Origin of the sequence: Streptomyces sp. NPDC014727, assembly GCF_043083485.1 — a bacterium.
Classification (GTDB): Bacteria; Actinomycetota; Actinomycetes; order Streptomycetales; family Streptomycetaceae; genus Streptomyces.
Map to the genome: position 1 here is coordinate 1 of NZ_JBIBYR010000005.1, position 18,118 is coordinate 18,118.

The following is an 18,118-nucleotide window of genomic DNA, read 5'->3' on the forward strand; positions in this document are numbered from 1 at the left end:
GGTCCGCTCCCCGCTGCGCACGAGAAAGCCGCCCAGGGGCAGGCCGAGGCTCCCGTCCGCCTCCCGGTGGTGCTCGTGGCAGGCCCACGGGTCGTCCACACCGGGGCGGGTAAGGATCTCCGCCGCAATCTCGGTGCCCACCCCGTCCGTGATCGCCAGAACCTCGATGTCGCCGACCTTCATGTATGCCCTCCCGCAGCTGTCATGAGCCCACACCGAACGGGACGCCCGTTCGTGGGCCCTCGGCTTCAACCGTTCTCGACGGCAGGGGATTCCCACGGGCGACGATCTTTTGTCCGGCGAACTCGCCTTCTGCCTGTGCTGGTCACCCACCGAAACGCCCCTGTCCGAACAGGTCCGCGTCGCCGGTGTCCGGCTGGAGCGTCGAGGAGTGCTTCCAGGCCGCCAAGAGCCAGGTCGGACTCGACCACTACCAGGTCCGCAACTGGACCTCCTGGCACCGGCACATCACGCTCGCCATGCTCGCCCTGGCCTTCCTGACCGGCCTCGCCGCCGACGCAGCCCCCGAACGACCCGCCGATACGCACCAGCCCGCCCGCAGCAGCGACCCGATCGTGCTGACCGTCCCGGAGATCCGCCGCCTCCTCGCCGCCGGTCTTCAACCCAACGGCCGTGTCGGCGGCCAGGCTGCTGCACTGGTCCACCTGGCGCAGACACCACCAGGCAACAGCCTGCCGCAGCCACTACCGACGGCGATCCGCCGACGAACCCGCTGGACAGATCACGAAACCACACGGGAGTACTAGCGTCCCTGGACTGACTGCCTGCGCGTCATCGCAGCTCACGGTCGCCAGGACACACGGTGCTCCAGGAGGTGAAGGTACGTGGTGAACATTGCATCCCAGCCATCCGGAAACTTCACCGTGACCCCCAGCTGCACGGGCTCCGTCGACGGGTGCTCGTCCAGGAGCTCCGTGACGCCCGCCCGGCACACCACGACGCAGGCGTGCCGGTGGCGCGAGGCCAGGACGCACAGCCGTCCCGTCTCCAGATGGAACGCCGTGGCGTCCGGGCGGCCGGACAGCGGGTGCAGGACCACCGTCACATCGAACTCGCGGCCCTGGAGCCGGTTCGCCGTGTCCACCGCCACGCCCGTCACCCCCAGCTCCGCGAGCGCCGCCCGTACCGCCGCCGCCTGGTCGCGATGGGCGGTGCCGACCGCGACCCGGTCCGCCGTCACCGGGACCGGCTCGGCGGAACGCTCGCTCGTCGCCGCCCCGCCCCGGTCCAGCAGCCGGCGGACGACCAGCGCCACCGCCCGCACCGCCTCCGGGTCGGTGCGCGGGGTGTGCCGGGCCGGGAGCTCCAGCAGGCCCCAGCCGGACTCCGCGGCCTCGTCCAGCACCCGGTCCGGTGCCGAGCCGTCGGACGCGACGCCGAACGACAGCCGCCGGTCCCCGTGGTCCGTACCGCTGCGGAACGGGGTGTACGGGTAGAACGCGTCCGAGACCAGCGGCGCGGCGGAGGCGGGCAGCCGCCACGACACCGGCAGCCGGTGCTGCGGCAGCCGGGGATTGTGCGCGAGCAGCGTGGAGACCGCGCTCGCGGACGGGTCGTACGACAGCCCCGCCCACTGGTCCGCGCCGACGATCGAGAACGGGTCCAACTGGCCCGGGTCGCCGACGAACAGCGCCCGTTCGAAGAGCCCCGCGACGGCCAGGAGGGCGTCCGAACGCATCTGGTACGCCTCGTCGACGATCGCGTGCCCCCACGGCTCGACGTTCTTCACGTGCGCCCACTTGGCGGCCGTCGAGATGACGACGTCGAGTCCGGCGAGGTCCGACGCCTTGGCCGACTTCCGCACATTGGCCAGGCCGTCCAGCACCTTGTCGTAGGGGTCCGTGTCATTGCTGTGCAGCCGGCCGACCGGCAGTCCCGGATCCTTCTCTGCCAGCCGCACCACCAGGTCGTCGACCTGGGCGTTGGTCTGCGCCACCACCATCAACGGATGCCCGGCCGAAGCGAGTTCGAGAGCGGCGCGCACCACGAGCGTCGACTTGCCCGCGCCCGGCGGGGAGTCCACCACGATGCCGCGCGACGTACCGCTCAGGGTGTCGGCGAGGATCGCGTCGGTCGCCCGCGCGGCCTGGGCGCCCGGGTCGAATGCGGCCGTCACCTGACCTCCCAAGGCATTCCTCGGCCTCCGGGCCGGGGAGGAGTCCGGTTTCTCAGGTGTTGTTGGCGGGGCGGGTCAAGCCGATTTGCCGTCGGGTGAACCTGCGTCTCCCGCAGCGGCTCCGAGCGCGACCTCAAGCAGGTGCACGATCTCAGAGTTGAGGGACCGCCGGTCTCGCTTGGCGTGATCGGCCAGGCGGGTGTGAAGGTCGGTGGGGAGTCGAAGCGTGATGCGGGTCTGTTCATCCATGCCTCCAGAGTAGTTGTGTAGCGACACTGTGCTAGTGGTAGTGTGACACTATGACGACACTGGTAGGGCGGGTTGAAGGTATCGGTATTGCCCGGTACACCTACCGCCTGCGCGTGTCGTCGACCGCCGTGGAGGCGTTGCTCCGCGAGTGGGGTTGCTGCCGGTGGGTGTGGAACGAATGCGTCGCCCAGTCCAAGGCTGCGAGCAGGGCCCGTGAGAAGTGCGGCCCCGCCGGGCTGGACAAGCGGCTAACCGGCTGGCGTGCCGAGCACGCCTGACTTGGTGCTGGGGCTTCGGTCCCGCAGCAGCAGACCATCCGTGACTTCGCCGCGTCCCGTGCCAAGGCGCTGAAGGACATCAAGGACCGCCTCCCCCTGCGGCAGCGCGCGGGTATGCCGAGGTTCAAGAAGAAGTCCGAGGCCAGCTTGACGCTGAACTACAGCATGCGCGGCTTTCGGCTGAAGGACGGGCGCCTGCACCTGGCGGGCGGCATCGCCCTCACCGTCGTCTGGTCCCGCGACCTTCCTGCGGCCCCGTCGAGCGTCCGGATCTACCGCGACAGCCTCGGGCATTGGTATGCGTCCTTCGTGGTCGAGCCCCGGACGCAGCCCCTGCCGGAGACGGGCCGGGTGCTCGGTATCGACTGGGGTGTGAAGGAGACCGCGACCACCACCAGCGACGACCATGACCTCCCTCATCCGGAGCACGGCCGGAAGGCCGCCCAGTGCCTGGCCCGCTACCAACGGCAGATGGCCCGCCGCAGACCCCTGCGGGGGCAAGCCGCCTCCAAGGGCTACCGGGAAGCGCAGCGACAGGCCGCCAAGGTCCACAAGAAGGCCGCCCGGCAACGTCAGGACACCGCTCGAAAGTGGGCGAAGAAAGTCGTCCGGGACTTCGACCATGTCGCCGTCGAGGACTTCCGTCCGAAGTTCCTTGCCAGAACCACGATGGCCCGCAAGGCCGCCGACGCCGCGATCGGCGCGACGAAGACGGCCCTGATCGAGATGGGTCGCAAGCATGGGCGCACGGTGTACCTGGTGCACCCCGCGCATACCACCATGGACTGCGCGCACTGTGGAGCGAGAGCCAAGCACGCACTGCCGCTGTCGGAACGCACCTACACCTGCACCGCGTGCGGAGCCGTCTCCCCGAGAGACAAGAACTCCGCCCGCGTGATGCTCGTCCGGGCAGGTCTGAACCCGGCTGGCGCTGATCGCAGAAGACCTCTCGTCCCGCCGGGGCAAGAGGCAGCGTGAGCCAAAAATCCCCGCACATCCCAGGAAGGGAGGGCAATCCCTCCCTTCGGAGAGGGGAGCAGTCAAAGAAGGTCCTCCGCGGTCACTGGATCGGGGCTCTCGGCCTGCCCGGCAGTGGCGCCCGGCGGGCCGCCGTGCGTCCAGGGCGTTTCCTCGGGGTCCGGCAGCTTCGGGCCGCCGCGCTGATCGTGCTCGAACAGCGTCCAGGAGATCCGGTCACCCTGCTCGGGCACCGAACCCGGGGCCGGTTCCTTGCTCCTGCCCATCCGGTCGGTGATGCGCAGCACCAGCGGCGGCGGGCCGCCGTCCTCGGGTTCCGCGGCGAATCCCACGAACTCGGCGGTCTGCGGCCTGCCTTCGAGCGAGCGGTACACCTTGGTGCGCTCGCCGAGATGCGGGCGCTCGTCCGTGCGGACCGTGATCAGTGGACGCGGGGACGGGCGCTTCGACTCGCTGTACGCCATCACCACCTCCGTCACCTCGCCGACGAACGCCTCACCGGCCAGCCGCCGCCCGGCCAGCACCAGGGGATCGTCCAAGGCCTCCTGCGCATCCAGCTGGGCCTGCGCCGTCTCCCGCGAGGCCAGCTTCTGCGCCGCCGTCACCGCGTCGTCCCGGCGCGGCTGCGGCGGCTCACCGGAACGCACCCGGTCCCGGTGCCCGGTGAACGACCAGCGGTCCCTGGTCCAGCGGTCCTCGGCCCTGGCCCCCTCGGGCAGCTCCCTCAGCAGATCGAGCCCCCGCCACACCGCATCCCACGTCGGCCGCATCACCCCGGCCAGCAGCGCCCGGATCTCCCGCTCGGCGGCGGTCAGTTCGCCGAGCCGGGCATCGGCGGCGAGACCGTCCTCGGCCGCCGCGAGCGAGGTGCGCGCCCGGTCGTACTTCTCGATGGCGGGCGCCAGCAGCCGGTTGTCGAACGCCGGGTCCGTGGCCGGGCCGGCCGGCGGGCACAGCAGCTGGCCTTCGCCGTCCCGGTCCCGTTCCGCACAAAGTGCCGCCCGCGCCCCGGACTCGCCCGCCGGGGCGTCGATCCAGGCCAGCAGCGCGCCCAGATGCTGGTCCTCCAGGCTGCTCTGCCCGGTCGCCCAGTGCCGGTTCAGCAGATCCGTCGTGGCGAGCAGCAGGGAGGAGCCCGGCACCCTGGCCCGCTCCCCGTAATGCGTCAGCCAGCGGCCCAGCAGCGGGACGCGGGCGGGCGCGGGGTAAGGGGCCTCGGGGTCGTCCTCCGCGGTGCGCCGGAACCGCATCGAGCGGCCGAGCAGCCGTACGAAGTCGATGCCCGTCCGGCTCGGCACGATCAACTGCGGTGCGTCCGCGCACAGCTCGACCTCGACCTTGACCTTCTTCCCGGTCTCCGGATCCGTCTCGCTCCGCTCGGCGGGCTCGACGACGTCCTCGTACGTCTCGATGTGCGGCAGCACCGCCTCGGCCAGCTCGGCGAGGAACGCGAACCGCAGATCCCGGTCGCGCGGCTGTGCGACCGTCAGCAGCCGGGGCGCCTCCCGGTCGGTCCCGACGAGCGCGCCCAGTGGGGCGCCGGCCTCACCGGAGGTGGTCAGTGGCACCAGGACGAGCGGCCGGTCGGTGAGATGGCGGTGCAGGACCGTCGTCATCGGCTGTGCCCGGCCGCTCTCCACGGCCTCCAGCCGGGCCAGGGTGCTGATCAGCGACATGCCGGACCGCCCTCCAGGGCCTCGGCGCGCAGCGCCGCCGCCCGCCGCAGGGCCGCGACCGTCGGATCGGCCGGGTCGCCCTCCTTGCCCGCGGCGGCGGCCAGCACCGCACCCACCGTGGTCAGCCCGCCGAGCTCGCCCCGCACACTCCGCCCCAGGGTCTCCACCGCACCGGCCGCGCGGGACTTCGCCCGGCAGTGGAAGGCCAGCTCACAGGCGGACAGACACTCCGGGGCGTACGCCGCGCCGACCGATTCGACCGCCGCGTCCAGCTGCTGCCGGGGGCACTCCGGGTCGAAGGTGGCGCCCTCGGGCAGGGTCGCCGCGATGTCCTCGATCCGGGTCAGCCTGGTCAGCTGGCGCCGGGTGACCGCACGCTGCTTGCGTACGTCGACGACCGAGGCGGTGGGCAGATTGGAGAAGTCCTTCGGGCAGACCAGCAGGACCCGGTGGCCGACCTCGGCGCCCTCGGTCAGCTCCGCGATCCGCTCCAGGGCCAGTACGTAGACGGCGGACTGCCGGGCCGCCGCACCGACCTTCGCGGCATCGGCAGAACCGTCGATCATGGGGAAGGACTTGATCTCGATGACCGTCCAGGTGCCGTCGGGATGCACCGCCACCGCGTCCGGCTCCAGGTAGGCCGGGGAGCCGGCCACCTCCAGGGCCAGCATCGGGTGGTCCAGCAGCGCCCAGCCGCCCGACTCGGTCGCCTCCCGCAGTGCCAGGGCCGTACGCGCCGCGCGGCCCTCGGGACCGGCCGCGGTCAGATCGGGGACCAGCACCTCGCGCGGGGCCTCGCCGTCGCCGCCGAGACGCTCGTGCAGCAGCCGCATCAGCTCCGTACCGCCGTCGGCCTTGACCTTGGCCTCGAAGGCGTTGCCCCGGACGAGAGCGAACTGGGACTGGCCGAAGGGGGCCGGCGAACCGAGCGCGGCGGCCAGCGCGGCCTTGTCCACCCCCGCGCCGTCCAGCAGGGCGCGGCGCCGGCAGCCGGGGTTGGCGGCGAGGGCCGCCAGTGCGCGGGCGTCCAGCGGACGGGCCGCGACGGCCGGGCCCCGCAGCTCAGCGAGCCGCTGCCGGAGCGTCGTCCTGTGCTGGTCGAGCGCCTGTGGGGGCTGCGGTGTCGGCCCGGGACGCGCGGCCGTCCGAGGAGTCTGCGTCGGCCGATGCCGGGGCGTCGGTGGAATCTGCGGAGGTGGTCCGCTGGCCAGGGATTCGCTCACCCGCCGAAGTGTTGCATCCGGCACTGACAACCGGGGACTTCGTGGTCGGGACGAGCCTCGGGAAGCGGGCTTCGAGCCGGTCCCTGATCCGGTCCGCGAGACGCATCACCGGTCCGGCCAGCAGGGCTCCGACGCCCATCACGGCGGCGCCCGCGACCGCGTCGAGGAAGTAGTGGTTGGCCGTGCCCATCACCACGAACGTGGTGACCAGGGGGTACGCGATGCCCGCGGCCCGTACGAGCGGGTGGCGGCCGTGGCGCCACAGCAGGATTCCGCACCAGAGCGCCCAGCCGACGTGCAGGCTCGGCATCGCCGCGTACTGGTTCGTCATCCCGCCCATGCCGCGCGGGGCGCTCGCCTCGTTCCCCCACCACCCGTACGAGCTGTACTGCGCCATCGTGTCGACGAAGCCGTGGCCGGCGTGCAGCAGCCGGGGCGGGCAGGTCGGCAGCAGGGTGAAGCCGATCAGGCCGAGCAGGGTGGAGGTCATCAGCCAGGTGCGGGCCCGGCGGTACAGGGCCGCGCGGCGGCGGAAGAGCCAGACCAGGACGGCCGGGGTGACCAGGTAGTGCAGGGACGCGTACGCGAAGTCGGCGGGTATGCCTATCGAGGAGTGCGCGGTGAGCAGCCGGTTGAGCGGGTGCTCGAAGTTGATGTGGAGCGCCTGCTCCAGGTGCAGGATGCGCAGACCGTGGTCGACGGCCGTGGACACGTCGCCGCGCGCCACCAGCCGGCCCGCCGAGTAGGCTGCGTACACCAGGGCCAGCAGCGGCAGCTCGGTCCACCAACGGGGCCGGGGGCGCGCCACGGGCGCGGTGCTGGCATGCTGCATCCGGAAGCTCTCCATCATGTGTTAATGCGACCGACGGCGGGCGTTCAACCGTACGGTGCGGGCCTGCCGCGATTCCCCCGGGGGTCCCCGTCGAAGTCCTCGTGCGTGTACGGACTTTTCCGCCGGATTTCTTCGCCGGATGTCTCCGCGCAGAGAGGGACGCCTGTTCGGCCCCGGGGGTTGCCTCCCGTACGCGTGCGCGATGATGGGAAAACCGGACGATCCGTTCTGTCCCGATCTCCGGCCTCAGATCTCAGTTTCAGGGAGAGCCGTCATGGCACCGCGTATCCTGCTCGCCCGGCACGGCCAGACGGAATGGTCCGTCAAGGGCAATCACACCGGCAGGACGGACATCCCGCTGCTCGACACCGGTCGTGCTGGCGCCAAGCTCCTCGGCGAGCGGCTGCACCGCGGGCCTTGGGCGGACCTGCCGGGCCTCGAAGTGCGCACCAGCCCACTGCTGCGGGCCAGGGAGACCTGTGAGATCGCGGGTTTCGCGGACCGGGCCGAGCCGTGGGACACGCTCATGGAGTGGGACTACGGGGCGTACGAGGGGATGACTCCGGCAGAGATCAAGGCGATCCGTCCCGACTGGTTCATCTGGCGCGACGGCGTGCCGGAGGGGGAGACCCTGGCCGAGCTGTCCGCCCGCGCCGACGCGATCGTGGACTGGGCCCGCTCGGCCGACCGCGACGTCCTGGTCTTCGCCCACGGGCACATCCTGCGGGCACTGGGGGCACGGTGGCTCGGCGAGGACGTGTCGTTCGCGGCGCGCATCCGGCTCGATCCGACATCGCTTTCGGTGCTGGGGTGGGCGTACGGGGCGCCCGCGCTGGAACGCTGGAACGACACCGGCCACCTGGACCGCTGACCCGGCGTCCGGGACGGCATCGGGCGCTCGCCGGACGACGCCACGCGCCCGCCGAAGCCCCTACGCGCCCGGCTCCGCGACCTCCGCGTACCGCTCCAGAAACCCCCGTACCTCCACCGCACCCCGCTGCGCTGCCAGCACCGCCCTCGCCTCCGCCAGCATCGCCCGGATACGGGACGACTGGACACGGTCCAGCAGGTCCAGCACCTGATGGCCCGCCGTCGCCGCCTCCGCGGCCCGGCCGGCCTGTGCGAGGTCCGTGGTCAGTTCGGCCCGGTACAGCGCCAGGTTCCGGGTGAAGTGCGGGTCCTGGAGCCGCGTCGCCCGCAGCGCGTGGCGGGCCGCCCGCGACCAGTCGCCCAGTGCCGACCAGCACTGGGCCTCCAGCATCTCCAGCTCCGCCTCCCGGAAGAAGGTCATCCACTCCGGATCGGCGTCGCCGGGCCCGCGCCCGAACGCGGTGTGCGCGCGGCCGATCGCCCGTTCGCAGCCCGTACGGTCCCCGAGCCCCGCCCGGCCCCCCGCCTCCCGCAGGGCGAGCAGGGCCAGCAGCCGCGGCGAGCCGAGCGGCTGTGCCGCCCGCTGCCCGGCCTCGGCCGCGCGTACGGACTCGCGGGGCCGTCCCGTGTCCCTGGCCAGGAACGACGTATTGCAGAACGCATGGGCCTCCAGCGCCGCGTCGCCCGCCACCCGCGCGGTGGCGAGCGCCTCCGCGTAGTGCGAGCGGGCGTCCTCGAACCGGCCCGAGTCATGGGCCAGCCAGCCCACCGAGATGGCGAGTTCGCCCGCTCCGGCATGCAGCCGGTCGGCGGTGGACCGCTTGGTGGCGGTCCCGGAGTCGAGCAGCGCGTACGCCGCCCGCAGCGGCCGGGACGCTCTGCGGTACAGGCCGTCGCCGCCGTGCCGGTCGTCGAGCAGCCGGATCTGCCGTACTGCCTTCTCGACGGCGCTCACCTCGGCCTCGCCCACGCGTCGCGGGTCGGGCAGGGGGGCGGCGGCGGACGGGCCGTCCAGGCCGAGGCCCAGGGTCGCGGCCGCCATCGCGGTGGTGCCGCTCGTCATGAATACGCGACGCAGCACGTCGCTCTCCTCATCGGTGTCGCTGTGGAGCGCAGGGGGCGGTGGGGTTTCGGCAGCGGCCCGCGCAGCCCGGCCGCGTACGGATTCGCGCGGCGAGAAGCCCAGGTCCGCCAGGGTCGTTCCGGGGAACATGTGCAGGAAGACCCGCTCGTACGCGTAGTTGGGGCAGCGGATCTCGCCGGACTCCACGCGTCCGATGTACCGGGCGTCGCACGCGACCTGCTCGCCGATCTCGCGGGCGGACCTGCGTACCGCGGCAGCGAACTCCCCGGCGGAGCGCGGGCCGCGCAGCCGCCGGAAGGCGAGGTTGGGAACTGCCCCTGTCGACACCATGGGCTAGGACCTCTCTTCTGCAGCCGGGGTTCCTGCTTCCGGTGTCCCGGCGGAGCAAGAAGGTACCGGCTGTGACGGGTCACACATTCAGCGTTTATGTGCAAAAGGGATATCTCGCCCACGATCCGCCATGAACTGCCACCCTTTGCGGCGGCGTGGCACCGTAGCCCTTGACGCCGTCGCCGCGTTGGTCCATGCGGAGACGGAATCCGGCTCCGCCCGGCGATGAGAGGAGAGGTCCCTTGTTGCATCTCGGCACGGAGACCGGCTCGCGGACGACCGCGACGACCCCGGCCGCAACGGGTGCCACGGCGCCCGCCGCCCGCACGGAGGATCACGGCGCCGAACCCTGCGACCTGGTGACGGTACCGGCCCGCCAGGGCCTGGAGGCCGTGGACATCCTGCGCCGCGGCGCCGACCTGGAGGCCGTCGGCCCGGTCCTGCACGACGGCGCCTGCGACACCCTCGGCTTCCTGGTGCCGCCGGGCACCGCCGAGGCGTGGGACGTACCGGGCAGCGCCTGTACGCAGACCGACGGCCGCGGGCTGCGCGTCCCCGCCGAGCCGCCCGTCACCGGCAGCGGCTGGCTGCTGCCGCCGGGGGAAGACGCCCCGGTCACGGACCCGGCCGCGCTCCGGGCCGCGCTCGACCAGGCGGCCCGGCTGATCGAGGCGGCCGACAGCTGCCGCTGACCACCGCCTCCTTGCCCGCGCGCCCATAATGGGCCGGTGGCCGGATCCCCCCGGCACGGCCGGTTCCGTACCGGCCCGGAACGATGAGCGGTGAGCAGGCGCGAGCAGCAGTGGCACGTCGAGGAACGCCGGGCAGCGGCGCGGGCGCCCGCAAGCGGTCCGACCGCAAGGCCGACGCCAGGTCCGAACGCGTGGGCGGGCGCAGGGCGGAACCCCTCGCCGAACCCGTGGACGGTGGTCTTGCCGAGCTGGTGCCCGACCGGGAGCGCCCGCACGCCTGGACGCTGACGCTCGACGGCGCCCCCCAGTCCCATGTGGACCTCGACGACCCCACGTATCTGTCCTTCGAGTACCAGCGCAGGATCGGCCACGTCGCCGACCTCGTCGCGCCCCCCGGTCAGCCCCTGCACGTCGTGCACCTGGGCGGTGGCGCCTTCACGCTCGCCCGCTACATCGCCGCGACCCGGCCCCGCTCCACCCAGCAGATCGTCGAGGTGGACGCCGCGCTCGTCCAACTGGTCCGCCGGGAGCTGCCGCTGGACCCGCAGGCCAGGATCCGGGTCCGGTCCACCGATGCCCGTGCCGGGCTCGGGAAGATCCAGGACGACTGGGCGGACCTCGTCATCGCGGACGTGTTCAGCGGGGCCCGCACACCCGCGCACCTCACCAGCACCGAGTTCCTCGCCGAGGTGCGCCGGGTCCTGAAGCCCGGCGGGAGCTACGTGGCCAACCTGGCGGACGGGCCGCCGCTGACCCATCTCCGCGGCCAGATCGCCACCGCGGCCACGGTCTTCCCCGAACTGGCGCTCGCCGCCGACCCGACTGTCTGGCGCGGCCGCCGCTTCGGCAACGCCGTGCTGCTCGCCTCGGACCTGCCGCTGAAGGTCGCGGAGCTGACCCGCCGGGTCGCGACCGATCCGCACCCCGGACGCGTCGAACACGGGCGGGGGCTCGCCGACTTCACCGGTGGCGCGGCGGCGGTGAGCGACGCGGACGCCAGACCGTCACCGGCCCCACCGCCGTCGGCGTTCGGTTGAGGGCCCGGCGGCCCCGCTAATCCGCCCGGTTCACCGCCGACAGCACGGCCTGGATCGACGCGGTGAGGACGGACGTGTCCTGGCCCGCCCCCCAGTGCCGCTCCCCGCCGGTGCCGACCCGGCACTGCGTGTACGCCATCGCCGGGCTGCCCCGCCCCGCCGACGTCGCGTGCTCGGTGAAGTCGAGGACGTCCACCTCGATGCCCGCCGCGGCCAGCGCATGAGTGAACGCCGACACCGGGCCGTTGCCGGTGCCCTCGTAGTCGCCCTCCCGGTCGCCCACCCGCAGCGTGCAGATGAACCGGTGCTCGCCGGCCGGGTTCCGGTCGGTGGACCAGGAGGTCAGGGCCACGTTCCCGTCCCGTCCGGGGGCCAGGTACGCCGCCTCGAAGAGCTCCCACAGATCCTTCGGCGTGGCCTCCAGACCGCTGTCGTCGGTCGCGGTCTGCACCGTGCGGGAGAAATCCGCGCGCAGCCCGGCCGGCAGGTCCACCCCGTAGTTGCTGCGCAGCAGATGGGCGATGCCGCCCTTCCCCGACTGGCTGTTGACCCGGATGACCGCCTCGTACGTACGCCCCACGTCCGCCGGGTCGATCGGCAGGTACGGCACCGACCACAGGTCCGAGCCGCTGCTCGCGTGATGGGCCAAGCCCTTGCTGATGGCGTCCTGGTGGGTGCCGGAGAACGCGGTGTGGACGAGATCGCCGCCGTAGGGGTGGCGGGGTGGTACCGGCAGCCGGTTGCAGTGCTCGACCGTGCGGCGGATCTCGTCGATGTCGGAGAAGTCGATCATCGGGTCGACGCCCTGGGCATGCAGGTTGAGGGCCAGATTGACCAGGTCGACATTGCCGGTGCGCTCCCCGTTGCCGAACAGGCAGCCCTCCACGCGCTGTGCGCCCGCCAGGACGGCCAGTTCGGCGCACGCGGTGCCGGTGCCGCGGTCGTTGTGCGGATGGACGGACAGGATCACGGCGTCGCGCCGTTCCAGGTGACGGTGCATGTACTCGATCTGGTCCGCGTACACATTCGGCGTGGCGATCTCCACCGTGGCGGGCAGGTTGTGGATGACCGGCCGGTCCGGGCAGGCGTCCCACAGCTCGGTGAGGCCGTTGCAGAGCTCCAGGACGAAGTCCGGCTCGGTGAGGACGAAGACCTCGGGGGAGAATTCGAACCGGATGTCCGCCGCGGGCCGCGCCCGCGCCAGGCGCTCCATCCGCGTCGCCGCCTCGCGCACCACGCCGTGCAACTCGGCACGGCTGCGGCCGAGCACGACATCGCGCCAGACCGGGGCGGTCGGGATGTACAGATGGACCACCGCGCGGTCCATTCCCTCGATGGATTCGAAGGTCCGCTCGATCAGATCGTGCTTGGCCGGGGTGAACACGACCACGGTGACGTCGTCCGGCACGGCGCCGCTCTCGGCCAGATGCCGGACGAAGTCGAAGTCCGTGCGGCTCGCGGACGGATAGCCGACCTCGATCTCCTTGTACCCCATGGCGACGAGCAGATCGAACATCCGGCGCTTGCGCGGGGTGTCCATGGGTTCGGCCAGTGCCTGATTGCCGTCTCGCAGGTCGACGGGTACCCAGAGCGGGGCCCTCTCGATACGGGCCTCGGGCCAGGTGCGCCCGGTCAGCGGGACCTCGACGCGGTCGAAGGCCGAACGGTAGCGGTGGGACGGCATGGAGCCGGCGCGCTGCGGGTTCCAGCGGGGCGCGTCGGCGGGCACGGGCCCGCGCGGGGTGCAGATGGTGGGAAAGCTGTGCATCGGTGACAGACGGTCGGACATGAAGGCGGTCTCTTCTCGCATCGCCGGATGCGACCGGCACAGCACGGCACCCCGCGGCGGGGTGCCGGTCGCTTCAGGCCCCGCCGCGGCAGCCGAGAAGAAGGAGACCGCTGTGCGTCATGCCCGGTAGAGTAGCCAGGAATCAAGTCCTCAGACAACCTGACAGGTGAAACCCGTGTCCTCGCTCGGTCCGCTCCGCCCCAGCCCCCTGGTCGAACAGGCCACGCACCATCTGCGCGAGCAGATCACGGAGGGGCACTGGCCGGTCGGCACGAAGATTCCCGGCGAGACCACCCTGGCCAAGACACTCGGAGTGGGCCGCTCCACCGTCCGTGAGGCGGTGCGCACCCTGGCCACGCTCGGCCTGCTCCAGTCCCGTCAGGGCGCGGGCGTCTTCGTCATCGCCGACCGCGTGACGGAGGACTGGCCGACGCGACTGCGCCAGGCCTCGGTCACCGACGTCTACGAGGTGCGCATGCTGATCGAGGTCCAGGCCGCCCGGCTGGCCGCGCGGCGCCGCACGGACGAGGACCTGGTCGCCCTCGACGCGGCACTCACCGCGCGGCGGGCGGCGGGCGCGGGAGGGGATGCCGAGTTCGTCGACGCGGACATCGCCCTGCACCGGGCCGTGGTGGTCGCTGCCCACAATCCCGTACTCACCGACCTCTTCGGCGAGTTCGCCCCCGCGCTGCGGCAAGGGCTCATCGATCTCGTCGAGCTGTTCGGCCTGCGCCGCGAGGATCCGCACCACGGCGATGCGAGCCATGACGCACTGGTGCGGGCCGTCGTGGCCGGTGACGCGGATTCGGCGGGCCGGGCCGCGCAGACCGAGCTGGAGGCCACGCTGGCCCGGCTGCGGGCGGCGTAGGGCCGACGGCTCCGACGCGTCGGGGAGGCGCGACCGGCCGCGGGGTGTAAACCGGCCCCGGGGGTCAATGGCGCCGTTGTTGACGCCGAGATCGCTCTCGGCCGTCCGGTGCGGGGCCGTGGTGCCGCGCCGGGTTTCTCCGGAAGGTCATGGGGGCGACCCGGCCACAGCGCCAGCCGGACGACGACGGCGCGGCAGGGCGGTCCGGCGTCGGCCTGCGCCCCGGCGAGATTGAAGATCAAATGAGAAAAATCAAGATTCATGGCTTGGCATCTTAAAAAACTCAAGGTACAAATGAATGACGAACGCGTCGCCGAGAGAAGGGGGCCAGTGTGGACTGGCAGGAACTGACGGACCTGACGCAGGGGCGGCCGTTCGTGGTCGAGCGTGTCCGCCTCACCGGGAGCGGTATCGCGGTCGAGGGGCAGTTCGAGCCGCCGCAGCTGGCTCAGCTCGGCGTCGACGACCAGGTGTTCGTTGCCGCGTTCGTACGGTCGCACGGTTCGATCAAGGAGATGGAGCGGATCTTCGGGGTGAGCTACCCGACGATCAAGTCCCGGCTGAAGCGGATCGGCGAGGCCCTCGATTTCGTCGACACCGACCCGGCGCCCACCAGCGCCGATGTCGTCGACCGCCTGCAGCGGGGGGAGATCAGCGCCCAGGAGGCGCTGGCCGAGCTGGAGAGGCCCCGATGATGCCGTTCCTGGTGACGGTGGGCTATCGCCGTCCCGACGGCCGCCGGTGGCGGCTGCACGTCCCCGTCCTGCCGGTACTGCTGGTGCTGTCGCCGCTGCTGCTGCTCGCCGTGACGGCCGGACTGGTCGCATGCCGCGCCACCCGGGTGAGCCCGGCGGGCGCGCTGCGCGTCACCGGGCAACTGCTGTGGGCACTGCCCGGCACCCGGTTCGAGATCGAGCAGGGCCGAACGGCCGTGCTGGTAAGCGTCAGATGAGTCAGAGGGGAAGAGCAACGATGAACGAGCAACGCCGCCAGATCCTGCAGATGCTGGCCGAGGGCAAAGTCACCGCGGACGAGGCCGAGCGGCTGATCGGCGCCCTCGAACGCCAACAGCCCGAGTCCCCGGCGGGAGCCGCGCCCCGCCCGAAACCCCGACCCAAGTACCTGCGCGTGGTGGTGAACTCGGAGGACGACCCCGGCGGCGACGGGCCGAGCCGGGTCAACATCCAGATCCCGCTCCAGCTGCTGCGCGCCGGGGTCCGGCTCGCGAGCCTTGTCCCTCCGCAGGCGCTCACCAAGGTCAACGCGGAGCTGAACAAGTCAGGGGTACCGATCGACCTCACCGAGCTCAAGCCGCAGCACCTCGAGGAGCTCATCGAGCAGCTCGACGACGTCATCGTCGACGTCGACGACCCCGACGGAAAGGTGCAGGTGTTCTGCGAGTGACACGTGCCACGGCGCCGGACGCCGGCCCGGTCTGCGGATCGGGCGCGGTCGGTCGGCGGCCGCGGGCGTTCAACCCGTCACGCGACGGAGTCGCATTTTCCGATCCGGCCACCGCGCCACTGAGTCCTGGGGTGAAGGGGTGCTCCGGGGCGCTGGCCCCGACGGCGTGGTGATCCAGCTCGTGGAGCGGGTGCCGCCCCGCGGCGCCTGACGGCCCTCGATCCCCGCGCGAACGCCGTTCGCCATGACGTCCGCGTCTGCCACTGAGCGCTCTCGTCTCCCGCGCGGCCTCAACTCACTCGCTCCGCCCAGTCACTTCAGCCTTCGAAGGAGAGAGTTCCATGGCTTCATCTGTCATGCCCACGTCTAGTCGGGGTGGCGGTCGCCCGTCGTCGGCCGCCGTCTGCGCCGTCGGTCTGCGCAAGTCGTACGGCGACAAGACCGTGCTCGACGGCATCGATCTGCACATCCCGGCCGGGTCCGTGTTCGCGCTGCTCGGGCCGAACGGCGCGGGCAAGACCACCGCCGTCAAGATCCTGTCCACCCTCATCACCGCCGACGGCGGTCAGGCCCAGGTCGCGGGCCACGATCTCGCCGCCGATCCGCAGGCCGTGCGTGCCGCGATCGGTGTCACCGGGCAGTTCTCCGCCGTCGACGGTCTGATCACCGGCGAGGAGAACATGCTCCTCATGGCGGACCTGCACCACCTCTCCCGCAGTGAGGGGCGGCGGGTCGCCGCTGAACTGCTGGAGCGGTTCGACCTCACCGAGGCCGCGAAGAAGCCCGCCTCCACCTACTCCGGCGGCATGAAACGCCGCCTCGACCTCGCCATGACCCTGGTCGGAGGCCCGCGGATCATCTTCCTCGACGAACCGACCACCGGCCTCGACCCACGCTCCCGCCACAACATGTGGCAGATCATCCGCGAACTCGTCTCCGACGGCGTCACCGTCTTCCTCACCACCCAGTACCTGGACGAGGCCGACGAACTCGCCGACCGCATCGCCGTGCTCAACAACGGCAAGATCGCCGCCGAGGGCACCGCCGACGAACTCAAACGGATCGTCCCCGGCGGGCACGTCCGGCTCCGCTTCACCGACCCGGCCGCCCACCGAAACGCCGCCTCCGCACTGCACGACACCACCCGGGACGACGAATCCCTCACCCTGCAGATCCCCAGCGACGGCAGCCAACGCGCACTGTTCTCCATCCTCGACCGGCTCGACACGGCCGGCATCGAAGCCGACGAGCTGACCGTCCACACCCCCGACCTCGACGACGTCTTCTTCGCCCTCACCGGCGGCGCCGGCATCCCCAACCAGCCCAAGGAGAACGTCCGATGAGCCCCCTCTCCCTCGCCGTCCGCGACTCGAACACGATGCTGCGCCGCAACCTCCTGCACGCATGGCGCTACCCGTCCGGAACCCTGAACCTGCTGCTCACGCCGATCGTGCTGCTGCTGCTTTTCGTCTACATCTTCGGCGACGTGATGAGCGCGGGCATCGGCGGCGGCGGTGCGGACCGCTCCGCGTACATCGCCTACATCGTCCCGGGCATCCTGCTGATGACCGTCGGCAGCACCGTGATCGGGGCCGCGGTGTACATCTCCATGGACATGACCGAGGGCCTCATCGCCCGCTTTCGTACGATGGCGGTCTACCGCGGCTCCGTGATCATCGGGCATGTCGTCGGCAGCGTGCTGCAGTCGGTCGCCAGCGTGGTCCTCGTCGGCGCCGTCGCCGTGGCCATCGGCTTCCGCTCCACCGATGCCACCGTCCTGGACTGGCTCGCGGCGTTCGGACTGCTCGTGCTCTTCGCCCTGGCGCTCACCTGGATCGCGGTCGGGATGGGCATGGCCAGCCCGAACCCCGAGGCAGCCAGTAACGCGGCCATGCCGCTGATCCTCCTGCCGCTCATCTCCAGCGCCTTCATCCCGGCCGACACGATGCCGGGCTGGTTCCAGCCGATCGCCGAGTACCAGCCCTTCACGCCCGCCATCGAGACCCTGCGCGGCCTGCTGCTCGGCACCGAGATCGGCAACAACGGATGGCTCGCGACCGTCTGGTGCGTCGGCCTGATCGCGCTCGGCTACCGCTGGTCGACGGCGCAGTTCAACCGCGACCCGGAATGAGTGCGCGGGCCGCCTCCCGCAGCCCGTCCCGCTCCGGGGCGGCGTACTCCGACCACCGCGTCGGTGTACGCCGCCCCGTCGGCGTCCTCGGCCTGCCGGGCCGGCCCGGCTCCGGGCCCGGTCGCCCCGGGCCCGGAACGCCGAGTGCGGCGTCGGGTTCGGAGAAAGAACGCGGATGCGCCCCCGACCACCCCCGCCGCGCGGTGCCCCGTTCACCTTCCGGCGGGCGGTCGGCTGTGAATCGGGGATGACGAGGTCCACTCCCGGTGGTGGCCGCAAACGCGGTGCGATGGCGGCTGTTCGGCGTCCCCAGGGTGGCGGCCCTTCTTCGAAAAGTCCTTGGCCTGTGTGTTTTCGGAATCACGCGGACCCGCGGCCGAAGTCGGCGCGTTATGGCAAGACTTGGGCGGGACACGGTCTCGTGACTTGCAGGACACACTCGGGCAACGGAAGCGCCTTCAACTCTTGACACCCACCCCCTCAAGGCAGGAACCTTCCGACATCGGCGCATGGGAGCGCTCCCACATCGTGCGGGGATTC

Annotated in this window: 16 protein-coding genes and 3 pseudogenes; 11 read left to right on the top strand and 8 right to left on the bottom strand. The window is 71.8% G+C overall.

Annotated features, from left to right (window positions below; translation table 11 throughout):
• Positions 1–183: hypothetical protein (locus ACF1B9_RS10265; RefSeq protein ID WP_391795899.1), on the bottom strand; the 183-nt coding region annotated here is incomplete at its 3' end.
• Positions 184–334: 151 nt separating this feature from the next.
• Between ACF1B9_RS10265 and ACF1B9_RS10270 the strand changes: the two are divergent.
• A pseudogene (locus ACF1B9_RS10270) lies at positions 335–515 on the top strand (IS701 family transposase); the annotation flags it as partial.
• Positions 516–802: 287 nt separating this feature from the next.
• Here ACF1B9_RS10270 and ACF1B9_RS10275 read toward each other — a convergent pair.
• Complete coding sequence (locus tag ACF1B9_RS10275) at positions 803–2,137, bottom strand: AAA domain-containing protein (protein WP_391741072.1); 1,335 nt, start codon at positions 2,135–2,137, stop codon at positions 803–805.
• A 75-nt stretch (positions 2,138–2,212) separates the two neighbouring features.
• Positions 2,213–2,386 (bottom strand): Arc family DNA-binding protein, encoded by a 174-nt coding sequence (locus tag ACF1B9_RS10280; RefSeq protein ID WP_391741071.1) that lies wholly within the window; start codon positions 2,384–2,386, stop codon positions 2,213–2,215.
• Positions 2,387–2,436: 50 nt separating this feature from the next.
• On the opposite strand from ACF1B9_RS10280, the pseudogene ACF1B9_RS10285 reads away from it, so the two are divergent.
• Positions 2,437–3,642: pseudogene (locus ACF1B9_RS10285) on the top strand (RNA-guided endonuclease InsQ/TnpB family protein).
• A gap of 62 nt (positions 3,643–3,704) precedes the next feature.
• Here ACF1B9_RS10285 and ACF1B9_RS10290 read toward each other — a convergent pair.
• The 3 genes and pseudogenes from ACF1B9_RS10290 to ACF1B9_RS10300 all read right to left on the bottom strand — a co-directional run.
• Positions 3,705–5,318, bottom strand: coding sequence for a hypothetical protein (locus ACF1B9_RS10290; RefSeq protein WP_391741070.1), 1,614 nt, complete (start codon positions 5,316–5,318; stop codon positions 3,705–3,707).
• Positions 5,309–6,541 (bottom strand): hypothetical protein, encoded by a 1,233-nt coding sequence (locus ACF1B9_RS10295; protein ID WP_391741068.1) that lies wholly within the window; start codon positions 6,539–6,541, stop codon positions 5,309–5,311. Before ACF1B9_RS10295 ends, ACF1B9_RS10290 begins: the two co-directional genes overlap by 10 nt.
• A 181-nt stretch (positions 6,542–6,722) precedes the next feature.
• Positions 6,723–7,391, bottom strand: a pseudogene (locus ACF1B9_RS10300) (phosphatase PAP2 family protein); the annotation flags it as partial.
• 256 nt (positions 7,392–7,647) lie between these two features.
• On the opposite strand from ACF1B9_RS10300, the gene ACF1B9_RS10305 reads away from it, so the two are divergent.
• Positions 7,648–8,244 carry a histidine phosphatase family protein gene (locus ACF1B9_RS10305; protein ID WP_391741066.1) on the top strand — a complete coding sequence of 199 codons (597 nt, stop codon included), beginning with the start codon at positions 7,648–7,650 and terminating at the stop codon, positions 8,242–8,244.
• Between the two features lie 60 nt (positions 8,245–8,304).
• On the opposite strand, the gene ACF1B9_RS10310 is transcribed toward ACF1B9_RS10305, so the two are convergent.
• On the bottom strand, positions 8,305–9,657 hold the full coding sequence (locus ACF1B9_RS10310; protein WP_391741065.1) for a tetratricopeptide repeat protein: 1,353 nt from the start codon (positions 9,655–9,657) through the stop codon (positions 8,305–8,307).
• A 242-nt stretch (positions 9,658–9,899) separates the two neighbouring features.
• On the opposite strand from ACF1B9_RS10310, the gene ACF1B9_RS10315 reads away from it, so the two are divergent.
• Together ACF1B9_RS10315 and ACF1B9_RS10320 are read left to right on the top strand one after the other, a co-directional pair.
• Positions 9,900–10,349, top strand: coding sequence for a hypothetical protein (locus tag ACF1B9_RS10315; RefSeq protein ID WP_391741063.1), 450 nt, complete (start codon positions 9,900–9,902; stop codon positions 10,347–10,349).
• A gap of 110 nt (positions 10,350–10,459) precedes the next feature.
• Positions 10,460–11,386 (top strand): spermidine synthase, encoded by a 927-nt coding sequence (locus tag ACF1B9_RS10320; RefSeq protein WP_391741062.1) that lies wholly within the window; start codon positions 10,460–10,462, stop codon positions 11,384–11,386.
• Between the two features lie 16 nt (positions 11,387–11,402).
• Here the strand turns inward: ACF1B9_RS10320 and leuA are convergent, their stop codons facing one another.
• Positions 11,403–13,196: a 2-isopropylmalate synthase gene (leuA, locus tag ACF1B9_RS10325; RefSeq protein WP_391741060.1), complete on the bottom strand. Its 1,794-nt coding sequence runs from the start codon at positions 13,194–13,196 to the stop codon at positions 11,403–11,405.
• A 154-nt stretch (positions 13,197–13,350) separates the two neighbouring features.
• Here leuA and ACF1B9_RS10330 point away from each other — a divergent pair, with 154 nt between their 5' ends.
• The 6 genes from ACF1B9_RS10330 (at position 13,351) to ACF1B9_RS10355 (ending at position 17,578) form a co-directional block, all read left to right on the top strand.
• The gene (locus tag ACF1B9_RS10330) at positions 13,351–14,043 is read left to right on the top strand and encodes a FadR/GntR family transcriptional regulator (RefSeq protein WP_391741058.1); all 693 of its coding nucleotides are present in this window, start codon (positions 13,351–13,353) and stop codon (positions 14,041–14,043) included.
• A gap of 332 nt (positions 14,044–14,375) precedes the next feature.
• Positions 14,376–14,738: a DUF2089 domain-containing protein gene (locus ACF1B9_RS10335; RefSeq protein ID WP_391741057.1), complete on the top strand. Its 363-nt coding sequence runs from the start codon at positions 14,376–14,378 to the stop codon at positions 14,736–14,738.
• A complete protein-coding gene (locus ACF1B9_RS10340) occupies positions 14,735–14,995 on the top strand; it encodes a hypothetical protein (protein ID WP_391741055.1) in 261 nt (86 codons plus the stop codon). Before ACF1B9_RS10335 ends, ACF1B9_RS10340 begins: the two co-directional genes overlap by 4 nt.
• A 20-nt stretch (positions 14,996–15,015) precedes the next feature.
• Positions 15,016–15,447, top strand: coding sequence for a hypothetical protein (locus ACF1B9_RS10345; protein WP_391741054.1), 432 nt, complete (start codon positions 15,016–15,018; stop codon positions 15,445–15,447).
• A gap of 356 nt (positions 15,448–15,803) precedes the next feature.
• Complete coding sequence (locus ACF1B9_RS10350; RefSeq protein WP_391741053.1) at positions 15,804–16,790, top strand: ATP-binding cassette domain-containing protein; 987 nt, start codon at positions 15,804–15,806, stop codon at positions 16,788–16,790.
• Entirely contained in the window at positions 16,787–17,578 is a 792-nt protein-coding gene (locus tag ACF1B9_RS10355) for an ABC transporter permease (protein WP_391741051.1), read from the top strand. The genes ACF1B9_RS10350 and ACF1B9_RS10355 overlap by 4 nt, the downstream gene beginning before the upstream one ends.
• Positions 17,579–18,118 lie beyond the last annotated feature (540 nt).

What these genes read in the sequence shown, in the direction of transcription:
- ACF1B9_RS10340 (WP_391741055.1), top strand. Translation starts at nt 14,735, where the DNA reads ATGATGCCGTTCCTGGTGACGGTGGGCTATCGCCGTCCCGACGGCCGC.
- ACF1B9_RS10345 (WP_391741054.1), top strand. Translation starts at nt 15,016, where the DNA reads ATGAACGAGCAACGCCGCCAGATCCTGCAGATGCTGGCCGAGGGCAAA.
- ACF1B9_RS10355 (WP_391741051.1), top strand. Translation starts at nt 16,787, where the DNA reads ATGAGCCCCCTCTCCCTCGCCGTCCGCGACTCGAACACGATGCTGCGC.
- ACF1B9_RS10310 (WP_391741065.1), bottom strand. Translation starts at nt 9,657, where the DNA reads ATGGTGTCGACAGGGGCAGTTCCCAACCTCGCCTTCCGGCGGCTGCGC.
- ACF1B9_RS10350 (WP_391741053.1), top strand. Translation starts at nt 15,804, where the DNA reads ATGCCCACGTCTAGTCGGGGTGGCGGTCGCCCGTCGTCGGCCGCCGTC.
- ACF1B9_RS10305 (WP_391741066.1), top strand. Translation starts at nt 7,648, where the DNA reads ATGGCACCGCGTATCCTGCTCGCCCGGCACGGCCAGACGGAATGGTCC.
- ACF1B9_RS10280 (WP_391741071.1), bottom strand. Translation starts at nt 2,386, where the DNA reads ATGGATGAACAGACCCGCATCACGCTTCGACTCCCCACCGACCTTCAC.
- leuA (WP_391741060.1), bottom strand. Translation starts at nt 13,196, where the DNA reads ATGCGAGAAGAGACCGCCTTCATGTCCGACCGTCTGTCACCGATGCAC.
- ACF1B9_RS10290 (WP_391741070.1), bottom strand. Translation starts at nt 5,318, where the DNA reads ATGTCGCTGATCAGCACCCTGGCCCGGCTGGAGGCCGTGGAGAGCGGC.